This is a genomic window from Paenibacillus sp. P36 (assembly GCF_045866505.1).
GTDB classification, from domain to species: Bacteria; Bacillota; Bacilli; order Paenibacillales; family NBRC-103111; genus Paenibacillus_E; species Paenibacillus_E chondroitinus.
Genome location: NZ_AP038372.1, coordinates 8,209,697 through 8,231,968, shown reverse-complemented (window position 1 = coordinate 8,231,968; position 22,272 = coordinate 8,209,697). Strand labels below are relative to the sequence as shown.

The 22,272-nt window shown below is 48.1% G+C and carries 17 protein-coding genes; 11 read left to right on the top strand and 6 right to left on the bottom strand.

The window, feature by feature from the left end; translation table 11 throughout:
* Positions 1-14 precede the first annotated feature (14 nt).
* From ACKTT9_RS36000 to ACKTT9_RS35970, 7 genes are all read left to right on the top strand, one after another.
* Complete coding sequence (locus tag ACKTT9_RS36000; protein ID WP_407873180.1) at positions 15-947, top strand: ABC transporter permease; 933 nt, start codon at positions 15-17, stop codon at positions 945-947.
* Positions 948-978: 31 nt separating this feature from the next.
* The gene (locus ACKTT9_RS35995) at positions 979-1,854 is read left to right on the top strand and encodes a carbohydrate ABC transporter permease (RefSeq protein WP_127458688.1); all 876 of its coding nucleotides are present in this window, start codon (positions 979-981) and stop codon (positions 1,852-1,854) included.
* Positions 1,855-1,876: 22 nt separating this feature from the next.
* Positions 1,877-2,953 (top strand): hypothetical protein, encoded by a 1,077-nt coding sequence (locus ACKTT9_RS35990; RefSeq protein WP_407869780.1) that lies wholly within the window; start codon positions 1,877-1,879, stop codon positions 2,951-2,953.
* Between the two features lie 31 nt (positions 2,954-2,984).
* Positions 2,985-4,088: a glycoside hydrolase family 105 protein gene (locus ACKTT9_RS35985; protein ID WP_407869779.1), complete on the top strand. Its 1,104-nt coding sequence runs from the start codon at positions 2,985-2,987 to the stop codon at positions 4,086-4,088.
* 115 nt (positions 4,089-4,203) lie between these two features.
* A complete protein-coding gene (locus ACKTT9_RS35980; protein WP_407869778.1) occupies positions 4,204-9,363 on the top strand; it encodes a bacterial Ig-like domain-containing protein in 5,160 nt (1,719 codons plus the stop codon).
* Positions 9,364-9,757: 394 nt separating this feature from the next.
* Positions 9,758-10,468 carry a metallophosphoesterase family protein gene (locus tag ACKTT9_RS35975; RefSeq protein WP_407869777.1) on the top strand — a complete coding sequence of 237 codons (711 nt, stop codon included), beginning with the start codon at positions 9,758-9,760 and terminating at the stop codon, positions 10,466-10,468.
* 140 nt (positions 10,469-10,608) lie between these two features.
* A complete protein-coding gene (locus ACKTT9_RS35970) occupies positions 10,609-11,520 on the top strand; it encodes an effector binding domain-containing protein (protein ID WP_407869776.1) in 912 nt (303 codons plus the stop codon).
* 160 nt (positions 11,521-11,680) lie between these two features.
* On the opposite strand, the gene ACKTT9_RS35965 is transcribed toward ACKTT9_RS35970, so the two are convergent.
* The 5 genes from ACKTT9_RS35965 to ACKTT9_RS35945 form a co-directional block, all read right to left on the bottom strand.
* The gene (locus ACKTT9_RS35965) at positions 11,681-12,448 is read right to left on the bottom strand and encodes a DODA-type extradiol aromatic ring-opening family dioxygenase (protein ID WP_407869775.1); all 768 of its coding nucleotides are present in this window, start codon (positions 12,446-12,448) and stop codon (positions 11,681-11,683) included.
* A gap of 1,496 nt (positions 12,449-13,944) precedes the next feature.
* The gene (locus ACKTT9_RS35960) at positions 13,945-14,325 is read right to left on the bottom strand and encodes an ArsR/SmtB family transcription factor (RefSeq protein ID WP_407869774.1); all 381 of its coding nucleotides are present in this window, start codon (positions 14,323-14,325) and stop codon (positions 13,945-13,947) included.
* Between the two features lies 1 nt (position 14,326).
* Positions 14,327-14,749, bottom strand: coding sequence for an SRPBCC domain-containing protein (locus ACKTT9_RS35955; RefSeq protein ID WP_127456908.1), 423 nt, complete (start codon positions 14,747-14,749; stop codon positions 14,327-14,329).
* Positions 14,750-14,818: 69 nt separating this feature from the next.
* Positions 14,819-15,199, bottom strand: coding sequence for a hypothetical protein (locus tag ACKTT9_RS35950; protein ID WP_407869773.1), 381 nt, complete (start codon positions 15,197-15,199; stop codon positions 14,819-14,821).
* A 172-nt stretch (positions 15,200-15,371) separates the two neighbouring features.
* Positions 15,372-16,349 carry an aldo/keto reductase gene (locus tag ACKTT9_RS35945; protein WP_407869772.1) on the bottom strand — a complete coding sequence of 326 codons (978 nt, stop codon included), beginning with the start codon at positions 16,347-16,349 and terminating at the stop codon, positions 15,372-15,374.
* Positions 16,350-16,896: 547 nt separating this feature from the next.
* On the opposite strand from ACKTT9_RS35945, the gene ACKTT9_RS35940 reads away from it, so the two are divergent.
* The gene (locus ACKTT9_RS35940; RefSeq protein ID WP_157324164.1) at positions 16,897-18,360 is read left to right on the top strand and encodes a hypothetical protein; all 1,464 of its coding nucleotides are present in this window, start codon (positions 16,897-16,899) and stop codon (positions 18,358-18,360) included.
* 24 nt (positions 18,361-18,384) lie between these two features.
* Here ACKTT9_RS35940 and yyaC read toward each other — a convergent pair whose 3' ends face one another.
* Entirely contained in the window at positions 18,385-18,990 is a 606-nt protein-coding gene (gene yyaC / locus ACKTT9_RS35935) for a spore protease YyaC (protein WP_407869771.1), read from the bottom strand.
* 155 nt (positions 18,991-19,145) lie between these two features.
* Between yyaC and ACKTT9_RS35930 the strand changes: the two genes are divergently transcribed.
* The 3 genes from ACKTT9_RS35930 to ACKTT9_RS35920 all read left to right on the top strand — a co-directional run bounded on the left by ACKTT9_RS35930 (position 19,146) and on the right by ACKTT9_RS35920 (position 22,136).
* Positions 19,146-19,892, top strand: coding sequence for a creatininase family protein (locus ACKTT9_RS35930; RefSeq protein ID WP_407869770.1), 747 nt, complete (start codon positions 19,146-19,148; stop codon positions 19,890-19,892).
* 4 nt (positions 19,893-19,896) lie between these two features.
* On the top strand, positions 19,897-21,300 hold the full coding sequence (locus ACKTT9_RS35925; RefSeq protein ID WP_407869769.1) for a hypothetical protein: 1,404 nt from the start codon (positions 19,897-19,899) through the stop codon (positions 21,298-21,300).
* A gap of 125 nt (positions 21,301-21,425) precedes the next feature.
* On the top strand, positions 21,426-22,136 hold the full coding sequence (locus ACKTT9_RS35920; protein WP_127456901.1) for a TenA family transcriptional regulator: 711 nt from the start codon (positions 21,426-21,428) through the stop codon (positions 22,134-22,136).
* The last annotated feature ends 136 nt before the right edge of the window (positions 22,137-22,272 follow it).

The following is a 22,272-nucleotide window of genomic DNA, read 5'->3' as shown; positions in this document are numbered from 1 at the left end:
AGGACGTACATGCGATGCAAAGTGTGGTGGAAAGGAAACAGAGCAGTGAGTTAGGCAGGCGGCTATGGAGGAACAAATGGATTTATGTCATGCTGCTGCCGGGGATTTTATATTTTATCGTGTTCAAATATGTTCCAATGTACGGATTGATCATCTCGTTCCAGAACTATAAGCCGTTCAAAGGCGTTAGCGGGAGCGAATGGGTAGGTTTTGAGCATTTTCAGCGGTTGTTTACAGAACCGGATTTCTTAAATATTTTGAGCAATACGTTAATTTTATTTGTGATGAACATCCTGTTTTACTTCCCGATCCCGATTATCATGGCCTTGATGCTCAATGAGGTGAGAGGGGAATTTTTTAAGAAAACGTTTCAAACGATCGTCTATTTGCCGCACTTTATGTCTTGGGTCATCATCGTTTCGATCTCTTTCGTTATGTTGACGATGGACGGCGGGATTATTAACGACATTATTGAATATTTCGGTTTTGAGAAAATCAATTTCCTGTTGGCTCCGGAATGGTTTAGACCGATGTACATTCTTCAAGTCATCTGGCGGGAAGCGGGCTGGGGGACGATCATTTATCTGGCGGCGATTGCCTCTATTGATCCAGGCTTGTATGAGGCGGCACGCATGGACGGTGCAGGACGTTTGCGCCAAATGTGGCACATTACGCTTCCGGCTTTGCGCAGTGTCATTATTGTTTTGTTAATTTTGAAAATTGGTGCGGTTCTCGAACTCGGTTTTGAACATGTGTACTTGCTGCTTAACTCTATGAACCGAAATGTTGCGGAGATCATTGATACTTATGTATATACAGCGGGTTTAAAACAAGGCCAATTCAGCTACAGCGCAGCGATCGGATTGTTCAAATCGTTTATCGGACTTGTTCTGGTGATGATTGTCAACCGCATTGCGAAGAAAATGGGCGAAGAAGGCGTGTACTAAACAAGGCATAGAAAGGCAGGAGGGCTGCACCATGGTAGAGGATAGAACATTAGCCGGGCGAATGTTTAGCATCATTAACTATTTGCTCTTAACGATTATTGGTTTGATTACCGTGATTCCTTTTGTGCACGTCGTGGCGGGTTCCTTTACGACCAGCGCGGAGATGGCGGCGAAGAAGTTCGTTATTATTCCGACGGAATGGAGTATTGAGGCGTACCGGTTTATTTTTTCGACGAATACGATTTTTAAAGCGATGGGTGTTTCCATCTGGACGACGCTGCTCGGAACGATCATTTCGATGTTCATCACAGCCCTCATGGCGTACGGCTTGTCCCGCAGAGATGTGGATGGCCGCAAAGTGATCATGTTCATGGTTGTTTTCACAATGTTGTTCCACGGCGGTTTAGTGCCAACGTTCCTGGTTGTAAAAGAATTAGGGATGATCGACTCTTATATGGCTTTAATTTTACCGTCAGCTGTTTCAGCGTTTAACTTGATTATTTTGAAAAACTTTTTCCAAAACATCCCTGAAGGTCTGGAAGAGTCGGCGAAAATCGATGGATGCAGCGACTTCGGCATTTTGTTCCGCATTGTTCTGCCTTTATCGATGCCGGCGATTGCTACGATTTCCCTCTTTTATGCCGTGACATACTGGAATACCTACCTGAGTGCAATTCTCTATTTGAATGAGAGCGCTATGTGGCCGATTCAAGTTCTTTTGAGACAAATTGTCGTCCTCGCAAGCGGAATGGATCACAGTGTGGATCTCGACAGCGTGACGCCGCCGCCGGCTCAGTCAATCAAGATGGCGGTTATCGTTGTAGCAACATTACCTATCCTTGTTGTTTATCCGTTCTTGCAGAAGCATTTTGCGAAAGGCGCGATGATCGGTTCCATCAAAGGGTAAAAGAAAGGATTTCATCATGCAGATGTCTAAGCATATCGAAGAGATCCGCGAGCTGCTTGCGGACATGGACGGTTTGTTTGCCGGATTCCACGACTGGCTGTGGGGACAGCACGACGCGGAAAGCGGCGGTTTCTATTACGCAAAAAGTTCAAAACAGCTGCCCGGTAGTGGCGGCGTTCCAGACATTGAATCAACGGCGCAAGCGCTCAATATTATGGAGCGCTTCGGCTTACTAAGCAGCCTGCCGGAAGAGATGAAGCGAGGACTTATACGCTTTTTCCAGAAAAGGCAGGACCCTGTATCCGGGTATTTCTATGATGCGAACCCGCTGATGCGCGAAGATGAAGTGATGGTGGCGCGAGCCATCTCCTACAGCCGTAACGCGCTAAGGAAACTCGGCGGGCAGCCGTTGTATCCGCTGCCCTATGAGGCGAAGCAAGCTCCGGCTTATATGGACTCGCCGCAAAGCTATCTGGCGTGGCTGCGGTCGGTGCCGCTCGTGAACAGCTGGCGTGGCTGCGACCGGCTTTCTACCTCCAGCGTGTACGTGCGGCAAGTAGAGCCGGAGGAGCGCAGGGCGGCTTACGCGAAGACGGCGTTTGACTTCTTTGCGGGAAAGCAGGACCCACATACTGGACTATGGGGTGAAGGTTCCTATTATGTGCGGATATCGGGGACGTTCAAGCTGCACATTTTTTATGATCACTTCGGGGTTCCACTGCCGCGTGAAGATCTGATTTACCAAAGCATCCTCACCGCGCTAAGGCAGGAGGAAGCAGCGGATATGTGTTATATCCGCAATCCGATTCACTTGCTTTCGTATATGAAGCTGTCGATTCCAGAGGAAGAGCTGCGCGAAATCATCCAGATTACACGCACGAATATGCGGAGACTGCTGCGCGCTGACGGTGGCTTTTCCCGTGAGCTTGCTCATTCTCCGACAGCGCCTAACGTCGCTCAGGTCAAGCCAGGCGAGTACTATCCCGACATGCCGAAGGCCGTCCACATTGGCGGCGGCAAGGTCGAAGGCGATATGAACGCTGGGACGCAAGCGCTGCTAATTCGCTCTATTTGCCACCAGTTGGCTGGAAATCCATAAATCTATATAGGAATAGAGAGGGAAACTTACTATGACGGATATTTATGCAAAATCACCGATGGAATGGGCGCGAGCTGCCTGTGATTCCATTATGAGCCAGTATACACCGATGGAGCTGCCGCCCGCTGGGCGTTGGCATTATCATCAAGGTGTATTTTTATGCGGGATGGAAATGCTTTGGGCCGCTGAAAAGGACGATCGCTACGACGCCTACATTCAGGCTTATGTAGATGGCCTGATTGACGATAATGGCAATCTCTACTTTGCTCGCGATGAGCTTGATGCCGTACAGGCCGGGCTTTTGTTATTCCGTTTGGAGGAGAAGACGGGACGCACGAAATACCGGATCGCTGCCGATAAGCTGAGAAGTCTGCTTAACACGATCAACCTGACGTCCGAAGGCGGGTATTGGCATAAAGACAAATATGCCTACAACATGTGGCTCGACGGTTTGTATATGGCGGGTGTCTTCTCGCTGAAATACGCGAATGCTTACGGTGATCTCGCGCTGCGCGATACCGTGCTGCATCAAGAAGGACTGATGCGCAAATACATGAAAGACGACGCAACAGGGCTGCTCTACCATGCTTGGGACGAGAGCCGTAAAATGCCTTGGGCCAACGCCGAAACCGGCTGTTCACCCGAGTTCTGGGGCCGTTCGCTGGGCTGGTACGGTCTTGCCCTCGCGCAGTTCCTGGATGAGTTGCCTGCGGATGAGCCAGGGCGCGAGGTGCTGGTGGACTCCCTGCGGGAATTCGTTCATGCCTTGATTCGTTACCAGGATACGGAGAGCGGACTATGGTATCAAGTCGTAGACAAAGGCGATCAACCGGACAATTGGTTGGAATCCTCTTGTACAAGTCTGTTCGTCTACACGATTGCCAAGGCGGTTAAGCACGGGGTTGTCGGTGGGGAGTGTGCGGCTGCAGCAGTGAAAGGCTGTGAGGGCTTGATTCGTACACTGAAATTCGATGAGCAGGAGCGGGTCATCCTGCCTTTGATCTGCATCGGTACGTCAGCCGGCGATTACGAAAACTACGTAACACGCCCAACTAGCGAAAATGACCTGCATGGCGTAGGGGCTTTTGTTATGGCTTGTGTGGAAGTCGAGTCTCTCGTTAAGCAGACGGTATAAGCATCTAAGAGAAACAGACGTAAGAGCAGAGCATCACCTGTTATTCGTCTGTTTCTTTCTCATGATTATGAAAACGCATACATTCCAATTGTTAGTTAAAAGGAGAGATATAGCTTTGAATAAACGGCGTATGATTTCGATCTTCATGTCTGTGATTTTGATGTTTTCGATGCTTCCGGTGGCGTTAGCTGCGGATGCAATTCCATGGGAATTTAGTGCCTTCGGCGCAGGGACTAGTCCTATAAATACACCAGTGCCAACCATGAATGCAGACGGTTCCGTCACCCTGTTAGCCAAAGACGGCAAACTGGCTAGCGCAGAAGAAGGGATATCTTATTATTTTAAAAAATTAGAGAAAGATGCCAACCTTGAGATTCGTGCAACAGCAACTGTCGTTAATTTTAATAGTAAAAATCCACCATCCACACCCAATCAGAAATCGTTCGGGCTGATGCTGCGTGGAAGTTTTGCGCAAGGTAATGCCAAACAATCATCAAACTATATAGCCGTTGGAGGCATGGGGGATAAAGACAATACCCCGAATGTAGTGCAAGCTATTTATAAACAAGGCGTTAACGGGACTACTTCTGATGCTGCAAATACGAACAAGAAATTACTATTTAGCGGAGTGAGGGCTCCTGCACCTAAAGAGGTATATAACTTTAAAATCAAAAAATCCGGTGACGCTTTCGAATTAACTGTCAATGGAGCCACACAAATCTTAACAGTAAATAACCTATTTGATGGCAATGATCAGCTATACGCCGGGTTATATGTTGCCAGAGATGCAGAGATCACGTTCAGCAATTTTGACGTTAAAGTGGATGAGAGAGTCCCAAATCAGCTGAAATTGAATACAACTTCTATGAAAAAGGACTACTTTATCAAAGATAACCTCGACCTTGCTGGCTTAAAAGTAACAGCCGTGTATGCGGATCATCACGAAGAGGAGCTTTCGGTAGGAGATTATCTTGTGACGGGGTTTGATAACAGTGTGGTGGGAACGAATCTCATTACGATCCATTTCAACGGTCAAACGGCCACCATTCCTTTAAACATGAAGGACTTGGTTGTGACGGCCATGGATATCCGGTACAAGCCGGCCAAAACCGACTACTATCCGGAGGAATTCTTCGATCCGCAAGGCCTGATAGTGCTGGGGCAATTCAACGGAGGCAACGTTTGGTCCGAAATGGCCGATTCGCAATATGCAATTTCCCTTCCGCCAGCAGCTGCAACCGTATCGAATGCAACCTATACACTCAAAACACCGGGGATCCATACCGTTACGGTTAGGTCCACAGTAACATCAACCACCTATGCGACATTCGATGTCACAGTGAAAAACGCCCAGCTAACGGGCCTGGACATCAAGCAACTGCCGCAGAAAACTCAATTTTTCGTTGGCAAAAATTTCGATCCGGCCGGCTTGGTTGTAGAGGCGAAGTACAGCGATGCTTCAACTGTTAGATTATTGCGAAGCGACTACACGCTTTCAGCACCGGATATGTCGACGGCAGGTACGAAGGACATCACAGTTACTTATAAAAATGTTCCCGATCCCAATAAGACAGTTAAGTTTCCTATCCTAGTAAAACAACAAACGATTATAGGAAGCCAAGTTACCGGATATCCGCAAACAACCTATGCGATTGGTGAGTCTTTTGATCCGGCAGGTTTAGAAGTGAAGGCGGTTTATGACAGCGGGGATCAGGAGCCGTTGGCGGATGCCCAGCTTACATTAGATACTTCAGCTTTTGACAGTACAAAAGCAGGTGTTTATCCCATTACGATTACGCCTGTAAATGCAGCCATTCCACCCACTGTGTTGCAAGTATCCGTCGTTGAACCTATAGAGCACGAGTGGAAAGTCATCCGCTTCGGACAATCCACCTCAAACACGAACAATACGGTTACGGTTGTTGAGCCAGGTAAATCAGCCACACTTGTCGCCTTAGAAGGCGGCGGTAAAGTGACGGGCGACCACGATGGGATTAGCTTTTACTATACGGAGCTGGATGCGGTCAAAGACAACTTTGAATTATCCGCGGATATCAAAGTTGTTGCTTATGCGAAAGATCCGCATGACGGTCAAGAATCGTTCGGCATCATGGCCCGAGACGCGATCGGAACGGCTGGAGACTCCGCCGTTTTTGCTTCCAACATAGCTGCCGTTGGCGGATACAGCGGCGGCACAACGAAGCAGAACGGTACGCAGTTGTTCGTCAGAACCGGCGTTACGGCACCGAATGGCACAGGCAGCCAAGGTGTCCAAAGCAAGATGTTGAGTGCTGTAAAACCAGCTCTAGCAAATACCTATCCAGCGGCCAATTATAAGCTGACGCTGACGAAAACGAACAGCGGCTTCACGGGTCGATTAAACTCCGATAAGGCCGAAGAGATTTTTGCGCCGGATATTATGACGGTGCAGGATGGCGACAAGATGTATGTCGGCTTCTTCACCGCTCGTCTGGCGACGATTGAAGTGAGCGGCATAGACCTGAAGGTGACCGCTGCGCAAACAGATGCGCCCAAGAAGGAGCCTGCCCCGGAAGCCATCGATCCGGATATGAGCCTGACCGGGCTGACGAGAACTTCAACGACCGCGTATTCGTTTGGGCTGAAATCCAATGTCAGCGGTGTGGTGACAATCAAGCAAGGATCGAGCCTCCTTGCGCAAAATGCCCAAATTCAAGCGGGGCAGCCGCTAGTGCTTAATACAACGGTTACGGCTAACACGTATACCAACTTTAGCGCGGCTTTCGTGCCCGACGATACACAGTATTTGACGAACTATGGCAAAATCGTCAAAAACTTCACCGTCGATATGAAAACCTATGCGGATAACGGTGACATCTACGTATCGCCGGCGGGAACTGCGGATGGGGACGGTACAATCAACAACCCTCTCGATCTGGATACGGCCATTGATTACGTGAAAGCAGGCCAGACCATCATCCTGCTGGACGGCAGATATGTACGCAGCGCCAAGCTGGAGATCAAAAAAGGCAATGATGGTACTGTTAATGGCATGAAGTACTTGATCGCGGCACCGGGTGCGAAGCCGGTGATCGATTTTGACAAAAAGACGGAAGGTGTCGTGCTTAGCGGCAATTACTGGCATGTGAAAGGCATTGATTTCACGAGGTCTGCGGGCAATACCAAAGGCTTTACGGTAGGCGGAAATCATATCATCGTGGAGCTTAGCCGGTTTTACGATAATGGCGATACAGGTTTGCAAATTAGCCGTACCGATGAGTCTGATTCGGATAAAACGCTATGGCCGTCCTACAATCTCATTCTGAATTGTGAATCTTTTGATAATGTGGACCCTTCGAATAACAATGCCGACGGTTTTGCTGCAAAGTTGACTTCGGGTGTGGGCAACGTTTTCCGGGGAGATATTTCCCATAACAATATCGATGATGGATGGGATTTATACACGAAATCCGGGACGGGAGCAATTGGTCCTGTTGTCATCGAGGATAGCATTGCCTATCACAATGGAACATTAACGAACGGCACGGTAGGTGCAGGGGATAAAAACGGCTTCAAACTCGGTGGCGAAGGCATCCATGTGCCGCATGTGATCCGAAACAGCATTGCTTTTGGCAATGGTGCTTATGGCTTTGCGAGCAACAGTAATCCGGGAGTGCGCGCGGAAAGCGGGAATATCGCTTTTAACAATACCAAAGGCAATTTGAACTTTACGACGTACACGGGCATTCAAACCGATTTTCGGATCGATGGTTTTACTTCCTATCAAAAGGATTACTCAGCCAAAGATAATTATCCGGCAGCCTTGAATTCTGACACCAACTATCTATTTGATGGCTCCAAAAGTGTGAACAAATCCGGCACACAGCTGACGGATGCGAATTTCGCGAGTCTGGTTCCTGCACTTCCGTATCAAAGAGATGCGGTGGGCAATATCATCAGGGGCAGCTTCCTGAAGCTGGTAAGTCCGAGCACTCCATCCCGGTCGGATTCAGGGGGCGGTTCATTTCCTGGCAGCGCATCTCCTAGCATCACGGTGAAAGAGGTAACGGGTGGTGTTGAACTACTAGGAGTACCTACTGTATCTACGATAGACGGGAAAAAAGTATCAACATTCTCAATCGTAGCTGATCAATTAAATAAAGCGATCGACCTTCTGAAGAAAGCAAACGGGAATACGATTATTGCTGAAGTAAAAGGCGATGGAACTGTAGCTGCTGTGGAAGTGCCTGCAAGCTCGATAAGCGCAGGGGCGGCAGCCATGCCAAATTTGGAACTCTCGATGAGAGCAGGCGGCATGACTTACAACCTGCCTCTCAAAGCGCTGGATATACAGGCTTTAGCTGCGAGTTTAGGGACAGATGCGGCAAATGTGAAAATTAGCATTTCGCTTGAGCAGGTAACTGGTGCTGCTGCTGATTCAATTACAGCAAAAATGAAAGAAGCAGGCGTTACGCCGTTAGCAGCACCGGTAGAGTTCAGCATCGTTGCTGAGGGCAATGGCAAGAAGGTGGCTGTCACGGATTTCGGGAGTACCTATGTCACCCGAGTGCTGATCTTGTCCTCAGCGGTTGACGCTGACGGGGTATCAGCCGTATGGCTGAATCCGGCGACAGGGGAGCTGACCTTTGTTCCGGCGATGTTTAACGTCGTTAACGGTCAAACCGAAGTTACGATGAAACGTACGGGGAACAGTGTGTACGCAGTCGTCTCTTCAGATCAGACCTTTGGGGATCTGACGGGTCATTGGGCCAAAGCGGATGTGGAGCTGCTGGCTTCCAAACTTGTCGTCAAGGGCGTTGCAGCTGGCACTTTTGCGCCAAACGCGTCCATTACGCGCGCTGAATTTGCGGCGTTGCTCGTTCGCGCTTTGGGATTAAATGAAGCGGGCGCCAGCGCTTTCTCGGACGTACCTGCGAACAGTTGGTTCGCTGGGGCGGTGGGCGCTTCAGCAAAGGCCGGGCTGATTGAGGGCTTTGAGGATGGCTCGTTCGGGCCTGGTGAGCAAATCACGAGGGAGCAGATGGCCGTCATGATTACACGTGCCATGAAATTTGCCGGGCAGCAGCCTGCGGTGATGGACTTAGCTCAGCTGGATAAGTTTGGCGACAGTTCCGCCATTCATGAATGGGCTAGAGCAGCTGTCGCCGAAGCGGTTCGCGTAGGTATTGTGAACGGCGTAACGGATACGACGTTTGCGCCTGGCGCGTCTGCGACCCGCGGGGAAGCCGCGGTTATGCTGAAAAGATTGCTGCAGAAGCTGCAATTTATGAATTGAAAAGGCGCCCGCGAGGGCGTCTTTTTCATTAAAAAGCTCCTTCAAGCTAGCAATTTGAACCAGCTGCCTCTCTCATTGGATGAAATCCAATAGAAAGACTATTTGGAGGGCGGAATTGTCCAATCCATTGGATGAATTCCAATGGGAGGGGTGAAATCGGTGCCAAATAACCCGGTTTCACTGGGTGCTATTGGATTTCATCCAAGGAAGAGTGGGAAATACGCCTTAAAAGGGTTGTTTCAGTGGAATTCGTCCAATGGGGCATACGGCCCGGTTGTTGAGCCATAACCTCTTTTTCACATCTTCACCGCCTTAAACAGGTAATCTCTATGATAAAATAGAATACTAGAGAGACTCGTAGGGGAATGAAGCCTGACATCAGGGGGTACAGTAGATGAAAAGAACATTAGTCGTAAGTGATATCCATGGTTGTTTGGAGGAATTCAAGCAATTACTAGTTAAAGTCAATTTCAATGCTGAGGAAGACCAACTTGTCCTGCTGGGAGACTATGTGGATCGCGGTCCTGACAGTCGGGGAACGGTAGAATACGTCATGCGCTTAGTGCGTGAAGAGGGTGCCATTGCGCTCAAAGGCAATCATGATCAGCGGTTCGTAGAAGTGTTGAGCGAAGTAGATCCATTGACGGAGATGAAGTTTTTCGAACATGGCGGTATCCAAACGTTCAGAAGCTTCTGCGGTCAGGACAATCTGGATATTAAGCAATCCAAAGAGCGGATTTTGGGCAAGTGCTTGGATCACATCACCTTTCTAAACAATCTTCCGCTTTATTACGAGGATGAGGATCATATTTATGTGCACGCCGGGCTGAATCCCGCATTCGTTGATTGGAAAACGCAGCCGGAACGGGACTTTTTGTGGATTCGTGCGCCTTTTGTTCAGCAGCCGACCGTTGTGAAAAAGACGGTTATTTTCGGCCACACCCCAGCCAAAGATATTCATGGCAAAGCGGATGTGTGGTTTGACCGCGATAAAATCGGCATTGACGGCGCCTGCCCGTACGGCTTTCAACTCAATTGTTTGGAAATCAGGGGGAAAAACGAGTACACGACGTATTCCGTAGCCTCAAGAGGCAGTTGGAAATAGTCACTGCTCAGCATCTCTATTCAAGATCGCTGCAGGGAATGATCGGAGTCGTCTCTGGATTCCCTTTTAGCAAGAAAAATCAAGAAGCAAGACGTTCAATCACGTACACTGTGGATAGCAGCAGGAGGGGGCAATAGACGATGGGCACCGAGTATGATACACAAATCCAGGCGACATTGGATTATATTGAAGACCATCTTGCGGAGCCTTTATCCGTGGAGGGGCTTGCTCGTGTAGCCTGTTTCTCTGAATTCCATTTTCATAGGGTTTTTCAGAGCATGGTTGGAGAAGCGGTGATGGAGTATGTTCGGAAAAGAAGATTGGCGAGAGCCGCCTACCGAATCGCGCATACGGATCAAAGGCTGATCGATATTGCCCTCGACCATGGGTTTCAATCCCATGAAAACTTCACTCGAGCATTTAAAAAGGTGTTTGAGCGAACACCGCTCGCCTATCGGAAGCAAGGTATTGTGACACCGTTATATGCCAAAGCGAATGTGCTGCAAAGGAAATTAAATCCCAATCCCTATTTAGGAGGCATACGCATGGAATATCAATTGAGAACAAAACCGGCTTTTAAGCTAATTGGATACGAACTGAGGACGACTTGCAAAGATGGGCAAAATCACCGGGACATTCCTGCTTTTTGGAACACGTATCTGCAAGAGAATAAGGGAAGCCGTATAGGCAATCGCGTTCACACGGATTCACCGGTTGAGCTTGGCCTGTGTACGGATTTTAATATGGAGACTGGGGAATTAACGTATCTGATCGGGATGGAAGCTACAAGCTTCGAAGGTGTGCCTGCTGACTTGGTATGCCGTGAGTTCCCTGAGGCTAGATATGCTGTTTTTACGACACCCAAAGTGACCCCAGATCAATTCGTCGCCTCGATTCAGAGCACGTGGAAGTCTATCTTCGAGGAATGGTTCCCTCATTCGGGCTTGGAGCACGCAGGCGGCGTGGAGTTTGAGTGGTATGATGAGCGCTGCCATGCCGACAAGCATGATCAGTTTCAGATTGACATCTACATTCCGGTAAAAGATAAATAACAGCTTGTAAACAAAATAACCATCATTTGTAATCGAAATGCAATCTTGTTTTCATCTAGGATTAAGGTTCGGGACCTATAATGAAATTCGACCCCCTTTTAATATATATATACTTAAGACCCGCAGCCCGTTGCTGTGGGTCTCTTTTTGTCTACTCCGGTTAAAAGGATACGGACAGATAGCTCAGCGAGCCGACTTCATAGCTGCGGTGAATGACTTGTGGCGTGCGAGCCGGGTCACCGCAGCCCATTGCGATATAGAGCGGGATGAAGTGCTCTGGCCGAGGCACAGCCATGCGCGCATGAGGGGCTTCGGCTGCGTAGTTGAACAGCGCGGTCAGGTTCTGAGCGCTCATGTTCTGCACGAGCCAATCGTCAAAAGCGACAGCCCATGCATCCGGCTCCGTGGCTTCCCAGTTGAGCGCGCGCAGATTGTGCACGGTGGCGCCGCTTCCGATAATCAGGATATCTTCCTGATCGAGGCCGCGCAGCGCTTCCCCTATGCGATACTGCTCAGCAGGCGGCAGGTAGGGGTTCACGGACACCTGGATTACGGGGCAGACAGGTGTAGGGAACATGCGCAGCAGAGGCACCCAAGAGCCGTGATCTAGTCCGCGTTGGGCGTCCAAGTTCACTTGGATGCCTTTGGCTTGGAAACGCTCGGCAAGCTGAGCGGCGAGCGCTTTGCTGCCTTTTGCCGGGTACTTGATTTGGAACAGCTCCTTCGGAAAGCCGCCGAAATCATAGATGGTATCATAGACATCATCGGTGGAGGAGATGGTAAGGACTTCTGTTTCCCAGTGAGCCGTAAAAATCACGATGGCTTTGGGTGAAACCTTTTTGCCATAGTCCAAAAGGAATTCGGTGCACGCCGAATCTTGAATAGCCATCATGGGGGACCCATGCCCAACAAATATAGGTGAAATCATCGTCATCGCTCCTTATAGTTACATTTAATAACCTAGTTACTTTATGTAACTTATATTACGCGTTAGTAGCTATCTGGTCAAGTAAGTTATTTACTTTTTGTAAGTTAAGTGGAGAGAGGGGGGGGCTAATCTCAGGTATAGTATGGCCTTCTTAGCTGAGAACCTTTCAGCGTTCGTCTAAGTTGTGCTTACTTTACCTTTATTCCGTTCCCTGCCACCAAACAGCGCAGAGTAACGGTAGCTTTTCCATCTACCTCAGCTGAACCTTCTACATGGGGCGTCAGGCTGGAACTGGGCACAGGAGTAGATAGATGACTTGGAGTTAGCTTCGATTCCTCCTGCTACTTTCTGCAATAGATCCACTTTTGCTCGATTAACTCCGGTTTCTACCACTAATATCAGCATTTGTAGCAGTTTTCGTTCATTTCCAGCAATTTAGCTGTAGCCTCTACCGTTACTCCGTTCTCTGCCACCAAACAGAGCGGATTAACGGTAGCTTTTCCATCTACCTCAGCTGAACCTTCTACATGGGGCGTCAAGCTGGAACTGGGCACAGGAGTAGATAGATGACTTGGAGTTAGCTTCGATTCCTCCTGATACTTTCTGCAATAGATCCACTTTTGCTCGATTAACTCCGGTTTCTACCACTAATATCAGCATTTGTAGCAGTTTTCGTCCATTTTTAGTAATTTAGCTGTAGCCTCTACTGTTACTCCGTTCCCTGCCACCAAACAGAGTGGATTAACGGTAGCTTTTTCATCTACCTTAGCTGAACCTTCTACATGGGGCGTCAAGCTGGAACTGGGCACAGGAGTAGATAGATTATTACTTGGAGTTAGCATCGATTCCTCCTGCTACTTTCTGCAATAGATCCACGTTTGCCTTCATTGCACAAACTGCAATGTAGGGAGGTAATCTGGGCAAGTTAGGCCATCTATGTTGCACAAAGTGCAATCATTTCATCCTAAACAGGCTGAAATGGGGGATTTTCGCCTTCTACAATGCACAAAGTGCATTGTAGAGGAGTGAGCGGGTCAAATTCCAGCTTCTTCATTGCACAAACTGCAATGTAGGGAGGTAATCTGGGCAAGTTAGGGCCTCTACGTTGCACAAAGTGCAATCATTTCATCCTAAACAAGCTGAAATGGGGGATTTTCGCCTTCTACAATGCACAAAGTGCATTGTAGAGGAGTGATCGGGTCAAATTCCGCCTTCTTCATTGCACGAAATGCAATGTAGAGAGGTGATCTGGGCAAGTTAGGCCATCTATGTTGCACGAAGTGCAATCATTTCATCCTAAACAGGCTGAAATGGGGGATTTTCGCCTTCTACAATGCACAAAGTGCATTGTAGAGGAGTGATCGGGTCAAATTCCATCCTCTTCATTGCACAAACTGCAGCGTAGAGACCAAGCACAACTCGCCGTGCGCGAATCCTTTGCGCAACTCGCCGCCTAAACGCAAAAAAAACCTGGCCACAGCAGGCCAGGTTTTCCTCTATTCGGTCGGATCCACCAATTCCAACGCGGCAAAGGAGTTGCCGCCATCCTCGTCGTCGGACTCGACGAATCGTTTAAGTGCGTTTAATTTGTTTTCCCAATAACGCTCATAATAGGAAAGCCAGCGCTTGAGCTCCATCAGCGGTTCCGCTTCCAGCCTGTAGCGGGTTTCGCGGCCGACTTTCCGCTCTTTCACCAGCCCCGCATCGGCCAGGATGCGCAAATGCTTGGACACCGCCGTGCGGCTGATCGGAAAATGACCGGAGATCACGGTCACAGGGAGCTCCTGCTCGCGAAGCAGCTGCAGCACCTGCCGGCGCGTCGGATCGGCTATCGCTTGAAACACATCATGTTTCTGCGAGGGGGAGGGGGCTGACATCTTAAGCCTCGATGTAAGCCGTAAGTTTCTTCGCGATACCGGCCCAGCCGTTCGCCATCATCTCGCGTACAACGGAATGAGGTTGGTTGAATTCCGTAACTTTGTCCGCATCCCAACCAGAGTGGATGAGAGTGAATTCCGTTTTGCCATCTACATCTTTCAATTCAAATGTAAGCGACCAGTCTTTCCCCCATGCGAAAGAAAGGCGGTTAGGCGGTGTAACGTCCGTCACTTTGCAAGGGGAGTTGCCGAAAGGTCCGGCCTCCAAGTGGAATTCATAACCGGCTTCCGGTTTGAAATTGTTCGGCATGAACCAAGCCGCGATGCCCTCGGAAGTTGCAACGGCATCCCATACTTTTTGAATCGGTGCGTTGAAAACGACAGTTTGTACAATGTCCGGTAGTGTGTTTGTTTGATTGCTCATTTTAAAATTCCTCCAATGAAATGATGTGTTGTTATTTTGAATCTGTTGCTGATTTTTTGCACTTCACTGTTAACTCTTGCTCTTCACCTTATCCAAATGACGGAAACGGAGCGCGGACCATGTCTCGTCCACAGCCACATTGCTAACCGCGCGATACTCTGAGATGCTTGAAACCAAGGCAAACAAGCTATCACGGTTAATGTTCGTCTTGATCTTCGAGCTTTGCTTCGGATAGGTGATCCAGAACAAAGCGTCGCCTTTCAGATACTGGATCGCCTTAGGCGCCCATTCTTCAACTTGAGCAGCGTCCTTAACAAAAAGCTGGACGAAATCGTAAGTCCCATTCGGCTCCCCAGGCTCTTCAATACCGAGCGCGTAGCCTTCCGGCGCATGGAGTACGAGAGCTCGTCCTTGCTTATAGTGAAGCTTTTTAAGTAATGCTTCTTGCATCGCTTGCGCCTGCCTTTCCATTCCATGCCTAGCTTACTTGTAGGTTGTCCTAAAATACATTCGCTCATGAAATACGAAACCAAATGGTTACATGTTGGATTATACGAAACCTTTTGGTTTCACGTCAAGAGGAAAAAAAGCAGCCACTCTCTAAGAGAGCAGCCGCTGTTATTTACCAAGCGTAAGCTTCCGGAGCCGCTTTACCGGGACCAGGGAAAATTTCATCCAACTTTTTCAAAGTCTCTTCACTTAGTGAAACTTCAGGTACGCGTAAGGAGTCCTGAAGCTGCTCGATGGTTCTAGGTCCGATAATCGGTGAAGTAACAGCTGAATGCGATAGAACCCAAGCCAAAGCCACAACATCTTCTTTTTCGCCGATTTCTTTGCAGAGTGCGGAGAATTGCTCCAAATGGCTGCGATGCTTCTCAACCCGTTCGGCAGAACGTGTGCTGCGGGCACCAGTGCCTGCCAAGGCGTTACGGCCGAGCAAACCTCCAGCAAGTGGGCTCCACGGAATGACGCCAAGACCCAGCTTCTCAGCAGCAGGAAGCACTTCCAACTCTGGCAATCTGGCAAGCAGATTGTACAGATGCTGCTCCGAGACTAAGCCCAGGAAATGGCGGGCTTTCGCTTCGGCTTGGGCACAGGCAATGTGCCAGCCTGCAAAGTTGCTGGAGCCAATATAGTCAACAGTGCCTTGGTTAACCGCGGATTCGAACACACCCCACAGCTCATCCCAACTCACGTTTCGGTCAATATGATGCATTTGGTAAAGCTCAATGTGGTCGGTTTGAAGTCTTTTGAGGGAAGCCTCCAAATGACGTCTGATTTTGTAAGTAGACAATCCACGCTCCGAGTTTGGTCCGTCGTGCGGATCATTCATATCGCCATAGGCTTTAGTCGCAAGAATAACCTTCTCTCTGCGCCCACCGCCTTGCTTGAACCAACGGCCGATAATTTCTTCCGTCCAGCCCCTTCTTTCAACGCCACCGTACACATTAGCTGTATCGAAAAAATTAATTCCCGCATCCAATGCGGCATCCATAATTTTAAAAGCTTCTTTTTCCTCAGTTTCCGGTCCAAAGTTCATGGTTCCTAGACATAATTGACTGACCTTTAAGCCGGATTTCCCTAAATACGAATACTTCATGATTCATCCTCCCACATTCCTCTTGATATTAGTAAGCACTAATTGTTGAAGACTTGTACGTCGTGATGATAGTTTCTATTTTATAGAAGTTTCTACATCAGTGAAAGTAGTGAAAATGTTTACAGTTGGTGCGTGGAAAGTAACCTTCTATAGAAGAAGTTACTAACTAACCTGATGAATTGGAATTGTATACCAAATACATTTTTATCCTTTCCCTCTCTTTGAAAATCTGTTAAAATGACATTGAAATCGCTTACACTTTTTTCGAGAATGAAGGTGAAACTTAAAAAATTGAGGTGATAACCACATAAGAAGAGATCCTTCACGTAATTAATGAAATGTTTTAGGCTGAAAATTACCATTCTTAGGTTGCGCTGCAGCACCGGAAACAACATGCGTCATGTTTTATAACACTATATCCGCGAAATTCATTATTTTTAGACCTGTTTTTAGTATTTTTTTGTATACAATGCACCAAATATCTATTCACACAGAAGAAAATGCGGTATAATTTTCTTCGAAGGTCAAAAAATGATGAATACGGGGGATGCGGATGATTACTTCATCACATGTTGTGTATGCTTTAGTGACATTAAGCGTTATCGTCGTCATGTTGTTAAAACGAGGAGTCGTCATTCCCACCTTAATTGGTACCTTCTTAATCGGATGGATTTATAAGGGGGATGTGATCAGCGGGTTCAAAGCAGTCTACAACGCTAATCTGACTGCAGCCAAAGAATTATTTACGATTTTCTTGATTATTACGTTTATGGTCGCTTTGCTGGCTTCCTTGAGGGATATCGGCGCTGACAAGCGCATGATCACGCCTATTCAGAAGCTAATGGTCAATGGTCACATTGCCTACATTGTTCTAGCTGTTGTTACATATGTTATTTCACTTTTTTTCTGGCCGACGCCGGCCGTTCCGTTGATCGGAGCGCTGCTGATTCCAGCAGCCATTCGCGCAGGTTTACCAGCAATGGGAGCCGGTATGGCGATTGCGATTGCCGGACAAGGCATGGCATTATCCTCTGACTATGTCATGCAAGTAGCGCCGATGCTTAGCGCAAAGGGTGCAGGCATTGATACGGCTTCCGTAGCGGACAAAGCGATGATCTTGTCTCTCATCACGGGGGGCGTAGCGTTAACCGGAGCTTATCTCATGAACAGAAAAGCGATCCGTAAGCCGGAAAGCACATCTGCTGAAACTTCAAATCAGGTGCAAGCTATCCGTGTTGTACAGACAGCTTCCGAGTTTCCTGAAGCGGCTGCAACCGTAGAAACGCTTAGTCCGGCCGTCATTCGATGGTCCAAAGTGTTCGCCGTGCTTGTTCCACTTTCCATGCTTGCCGTAATGGTGGTTATGATTCTAAGCAAGCTGGGACACAAAGGCATGAGCGGATTTGAAGGAGGAGACGGCGCCGCGTTTATCGGTGGTGTGGCGGTTATCCTGCTCATTTTATCTTGTACATTATTCTCCAAAGTTCAAGCCTTGGATAAGATCAGCGACCATCTGACAGAAGGCTTCGTTTTTGCATTCAAAGCCATGGGGCCGGTCATTCCGATTGCAGGATTCTTTTTCCTGGGGAATGCAGATTTCTCCAAAAGCATTCTCTCCTTAGGCGAAGGCGATAAAGCGCCGGCGATTCTCTACGATTTGGTGATGTCTGTTCAACATTTGATCCCGTCGAGCGGCATCCTGACTTCGTTTGGATTGTTGGTCATGGGGATTATCGCGGGATTAGAAGGCTCGGGTTTCTCCGGTCTTCCTCTCACAGGCTCGTTGTCCGGTGCTCTGGCGCCGGCAGTAGGCATGGATCCTTCCACGTTGGCGGCTATCGGCCAAATGGGGTCGGTATGGTCGGGCGGAGGGACGCTTATTGCGTGGTCATCTCTCGTAGCAGTTGCCGGATTCGCCGGTGTCTCGGCGATTGATTTGGCACGGAAGAACTTCTTGCCGGTTATAATCGGCTTAAGTGTTTCTACGATTTTAGCTGTTTTAATATGGTAGGTTAAAAAAAAAGCGCCAAGCCATTTACGTCGCAGACGATAGATGGTTAGGCGCTTCATTCCCTAATTGAGGAGCAGGTATTAGCTGTGGGATGATGTCTTGACATGATTTCACCAAAAGACGTGAGATCACCGCTGACATTTCATCAATAAACGTAAGACTTGTGTGCTCCATGACTTTATGGTTGAGCAAGCTGTGGTTGTTAATAATCCCTTTCAGATGAATATGTCCGATAGGGGGAAGCTCTTTATTTAAGCTGACGCCGGGCTGAAGCGGTTCTTCCACTAGTTGGAGCGTTCCGATTTTGTAGAACTGGCCAAGAGCGGCATCAACAGCAATCGTGTAAGCTTGATTATGTGTTTTGGCAATGTGAGCGATGGTCTTCTGTAAATTGAGTGCATGCACGGGTTTCTCCAGCGTTCCATAAAGATGAACATGACGGTGGCCTTCGAACCGCTCGGATAACCGACTCCCGACCATCGGGCCTAGCGAATCCCACGTGTAACGGTTGGTGCCGACGCATATAATGACAATTTCCGTATAGGCCGGTTTGGATAAATAGTGATTGGTTAAAGCTTCAGACAAATAGGCAACAGATTTCTTATCAAGGTAATGAATATGGCGCATCATGGGGTAAAATCACCTCTCTTCCGTAAGTAATATACGCCGAGCAGCTGTACAGTATGAGTAGACATCCTAATAGGAAAGAAAATCATAAAGGATACCATATCCTAATATAATCTTGGTATACAATATACACAAGTAGAAAAAGGAGAGTGAATGTGATGTCGAATGCTTATATTTTAACACAAATGACATGGCCAGAGGTAGAAGCAGCGCTCAAAACGGTCAAAATTGCCATTATTCCACTAGGCGCACATGAACAGCACGGCCCCCATATGGTTGAAAGCTGCGATGCTGTTCTTGCTGAAGAAATGGGAAAAAGGTTAACGGCAAGGTTATACCCGGAGGCTCTTTTAACGCCTACCATTAATATGGGCGTCTCGCCGCATCATCTTCATTTTCCAGGCACAATTTCCTTGGAACCGACAACCGTTATTGCCATTTTGCGCGATATGATCAAATCTTTAAAAAGCCAAGGGATTGAGAAATTCCTGGTCATCAATTCGCATGGCGGCAACCAAGCGACCCTCGGCGTGGCAGCAGATACACTGACAGCAGAACTGGGAGTATCCCTCTTTTATGCCAAAACGACAGCTTCAGCGAAAGATGTGATGGACAGGCGCATCGTATCCAAGCTGTACGGTCACAGCTGTGATCGCGAGGTATCCGAAGCGATGTATTTGGCGCCTCATCTGGTTCGTGAGGACAAATTGGAGAAAGGCGACATTCAAGAGGGAAGGTGGAAAAAGCTCCGCCCGGGCAGTCCCCTTCAAGGCTTCTATTACTATGAAGAAATGACGCGCAACGGCTGCATCGGCGATGCGACGAAAGCCAGCCGGGACATCGGAGAGGAGATTGTTGAGACGGCCCTTGAGCGGTTGACTCAAGCCGTTAGAGACATGATATAAACTTATGAAGCAAGCACTGTTTATTGCAGCGATCGCCGCCTATCTTGTCTCAGAAATCTATCCCAGCGAGTGGCTGACTTGGCTCCAGTCCGGGCTTAGTCTTGTCATTATTGTCGTCGCATTCCGCTCGATCAAGCCATTCGTGCAGCTATTAGGCACAATTTTTCTAAGTACGGGCGCCATTCTTCTAGCGGTGAACGGAGCCTCATGGACGGATTACTTCCTTAGCTTCGGCAGTATGCTGAACGTATTAAGCTTATTTGTGCTGATTCCGATGATTGCCCTGCCCATCGAGCTCGGACACTACGCGGTGAGAGTACAAGCGATTCTCTACAGCAAGGTGCAGCACTCCGGTATGCTGTATTGTATTACTTCATTATTATCCTATATATTGAGTTCGTTTATGAACCTGGCCACCCTGCCGATGATGTACCACAGCATTCAGCCTTCCCTGCAATATTATCCGATTCAGCAAAAAGACAGATTTATTAGCCGGGCGATTACACATGGCTACAGCATGCCAATTCTGTGGACACCGGTAGCTCCGATTGTCGGGATTATTGTAGAAATGACAGGTGTAAGCTGGAGTGCGATTTTACCCATCGTCATCCCGTTCAGCTTATTAGGTCTGGCTTTGGATTGGCTGATGGGGACGTGGGTCGCTAATCGCCGGCTGAAAAAGATCAGTCTGACTACACTTGAGGAAATTTCCGCTGCCAGAGAAAGTGTAGTCGTTCAGCAGCCGAATGCGTCTAACGAGGTCAAAGGGAGCCATCCGTGGCAAATCCTTATCGCGATCGTTGTACTTAATGTGCTGGTTTTTGTATTAGAGCGTTTTACGCATATGGGATTTCTGCTGTTGGTCTCGATTATCGTTATTCCTTTTGCATACGTATGGTCTTTGATGATAGGGAAGGGCATGGCGTTTATTACAAGCAGCCAAACCTTGCTATCGTCTCATGTGCTGAAAATGAAGGATCAATTCTTCGTTTTCTTAAGCGCCGGTTTTATGATTTCAGCTATTAAGTCTACAGGCAGCAATCATGCGATCAACGAAGGAATTATGGCTATTCAGCATGCCATCGGGTCGGATCTCTTTTTGCTCATGATTCCGCTAATTCCGTTAGCGCTTGCATTTATCGGGCTGCACCCTGCAGTTGGATTGGCTCTGGCAGCGGAGTCATTGAATCCGCAGGCGCTAGGTATTTCCGTGCAGCTGATGGCGATCGCTATGCTTACGGGGGCGGCCACGGCGTTCTTAATGGGGCCTTACAACGCTACCGCCGGGATGATGTCCAACTTGATAGGGAAGAGCTCGTATAAGGTTTCAAACTGGAATGCGCCGTTTACCATTGCGTATTTAATCATGTCGATGATCTTGCTGTTAATCTTAAAAAAAGTGGGTTGACAGGGGAGCCCAATCTAAGCAATAATAAGTCCATGAAATCATTTTGGTATACCATATACCAAATACCAGAACAATCGACGAGTTGATCTACTACGACACTTTACATTTTGAGAGGAGAGTTTTATATGACAACAGCAGCAACTGAATCCCGTTTGATGAACAAAGAGGAATTCCGCTATGCACTTGAGCAAGCCATTGAAGGCAATGCCGTTTCAAAAGCTCCTTTTACAACAATGTGGGCAAATGGTGAATTGAAGAAAGAGCATTTTGCCAGATGGGTAGAACAGCATTACGCGTATGTAGGTCCATTCGCAGAGTATTTGGCTTACATCTATGCCAACTGTCCGCATGAGGATGCAAGAGACTTCATCCTACAAAACATGTGGGAAGAGGAACTCGGCGGCGACCGTCACACCGATTTGTTAATTCGTTTTGGTGAAGCTTGCGGAACGACCCGCGAACGCGTGGAATCCATGCAGCACCTGCTCCCTGAAACTATCGGATTGCAATCCTGGTGTTACCGGATGGCTTTCAAAGAAAATTTCTTATTCGCAACAGCAGCGCTAGTTGTTGGACTTGAATCTCAAGTGCCTGCCATCTACCGCAGACAAACGCCAACGCTTCGCAATCACTACGGTTTTACAGATGAAGAAGTGGAATTCTTCGATTTACATATCGTATCCGATGAGATCCACGGCGAGCGTGGCTACCAAATCGTACTTGAATACGCTAGAACACCTGAAGATCAACAACGTTGTATTAAAATTGTAGAAGAAGCTACGAAAATGCGCAGAATGTACATCGCAGCAATCTCTCGCGAATTTTGCTTGGAATAGTCCTTATCTTTTATAAATGTTCATAGAAAATAGAGGTTAAACCGTTCCCGGGAAGTTGAATTCTCGGGAATTGGTCTAACTGGCATACAGACCCTGCTTTTGAGCCGAAATTGGTCGTTAAAGAGAAAGGGGATTG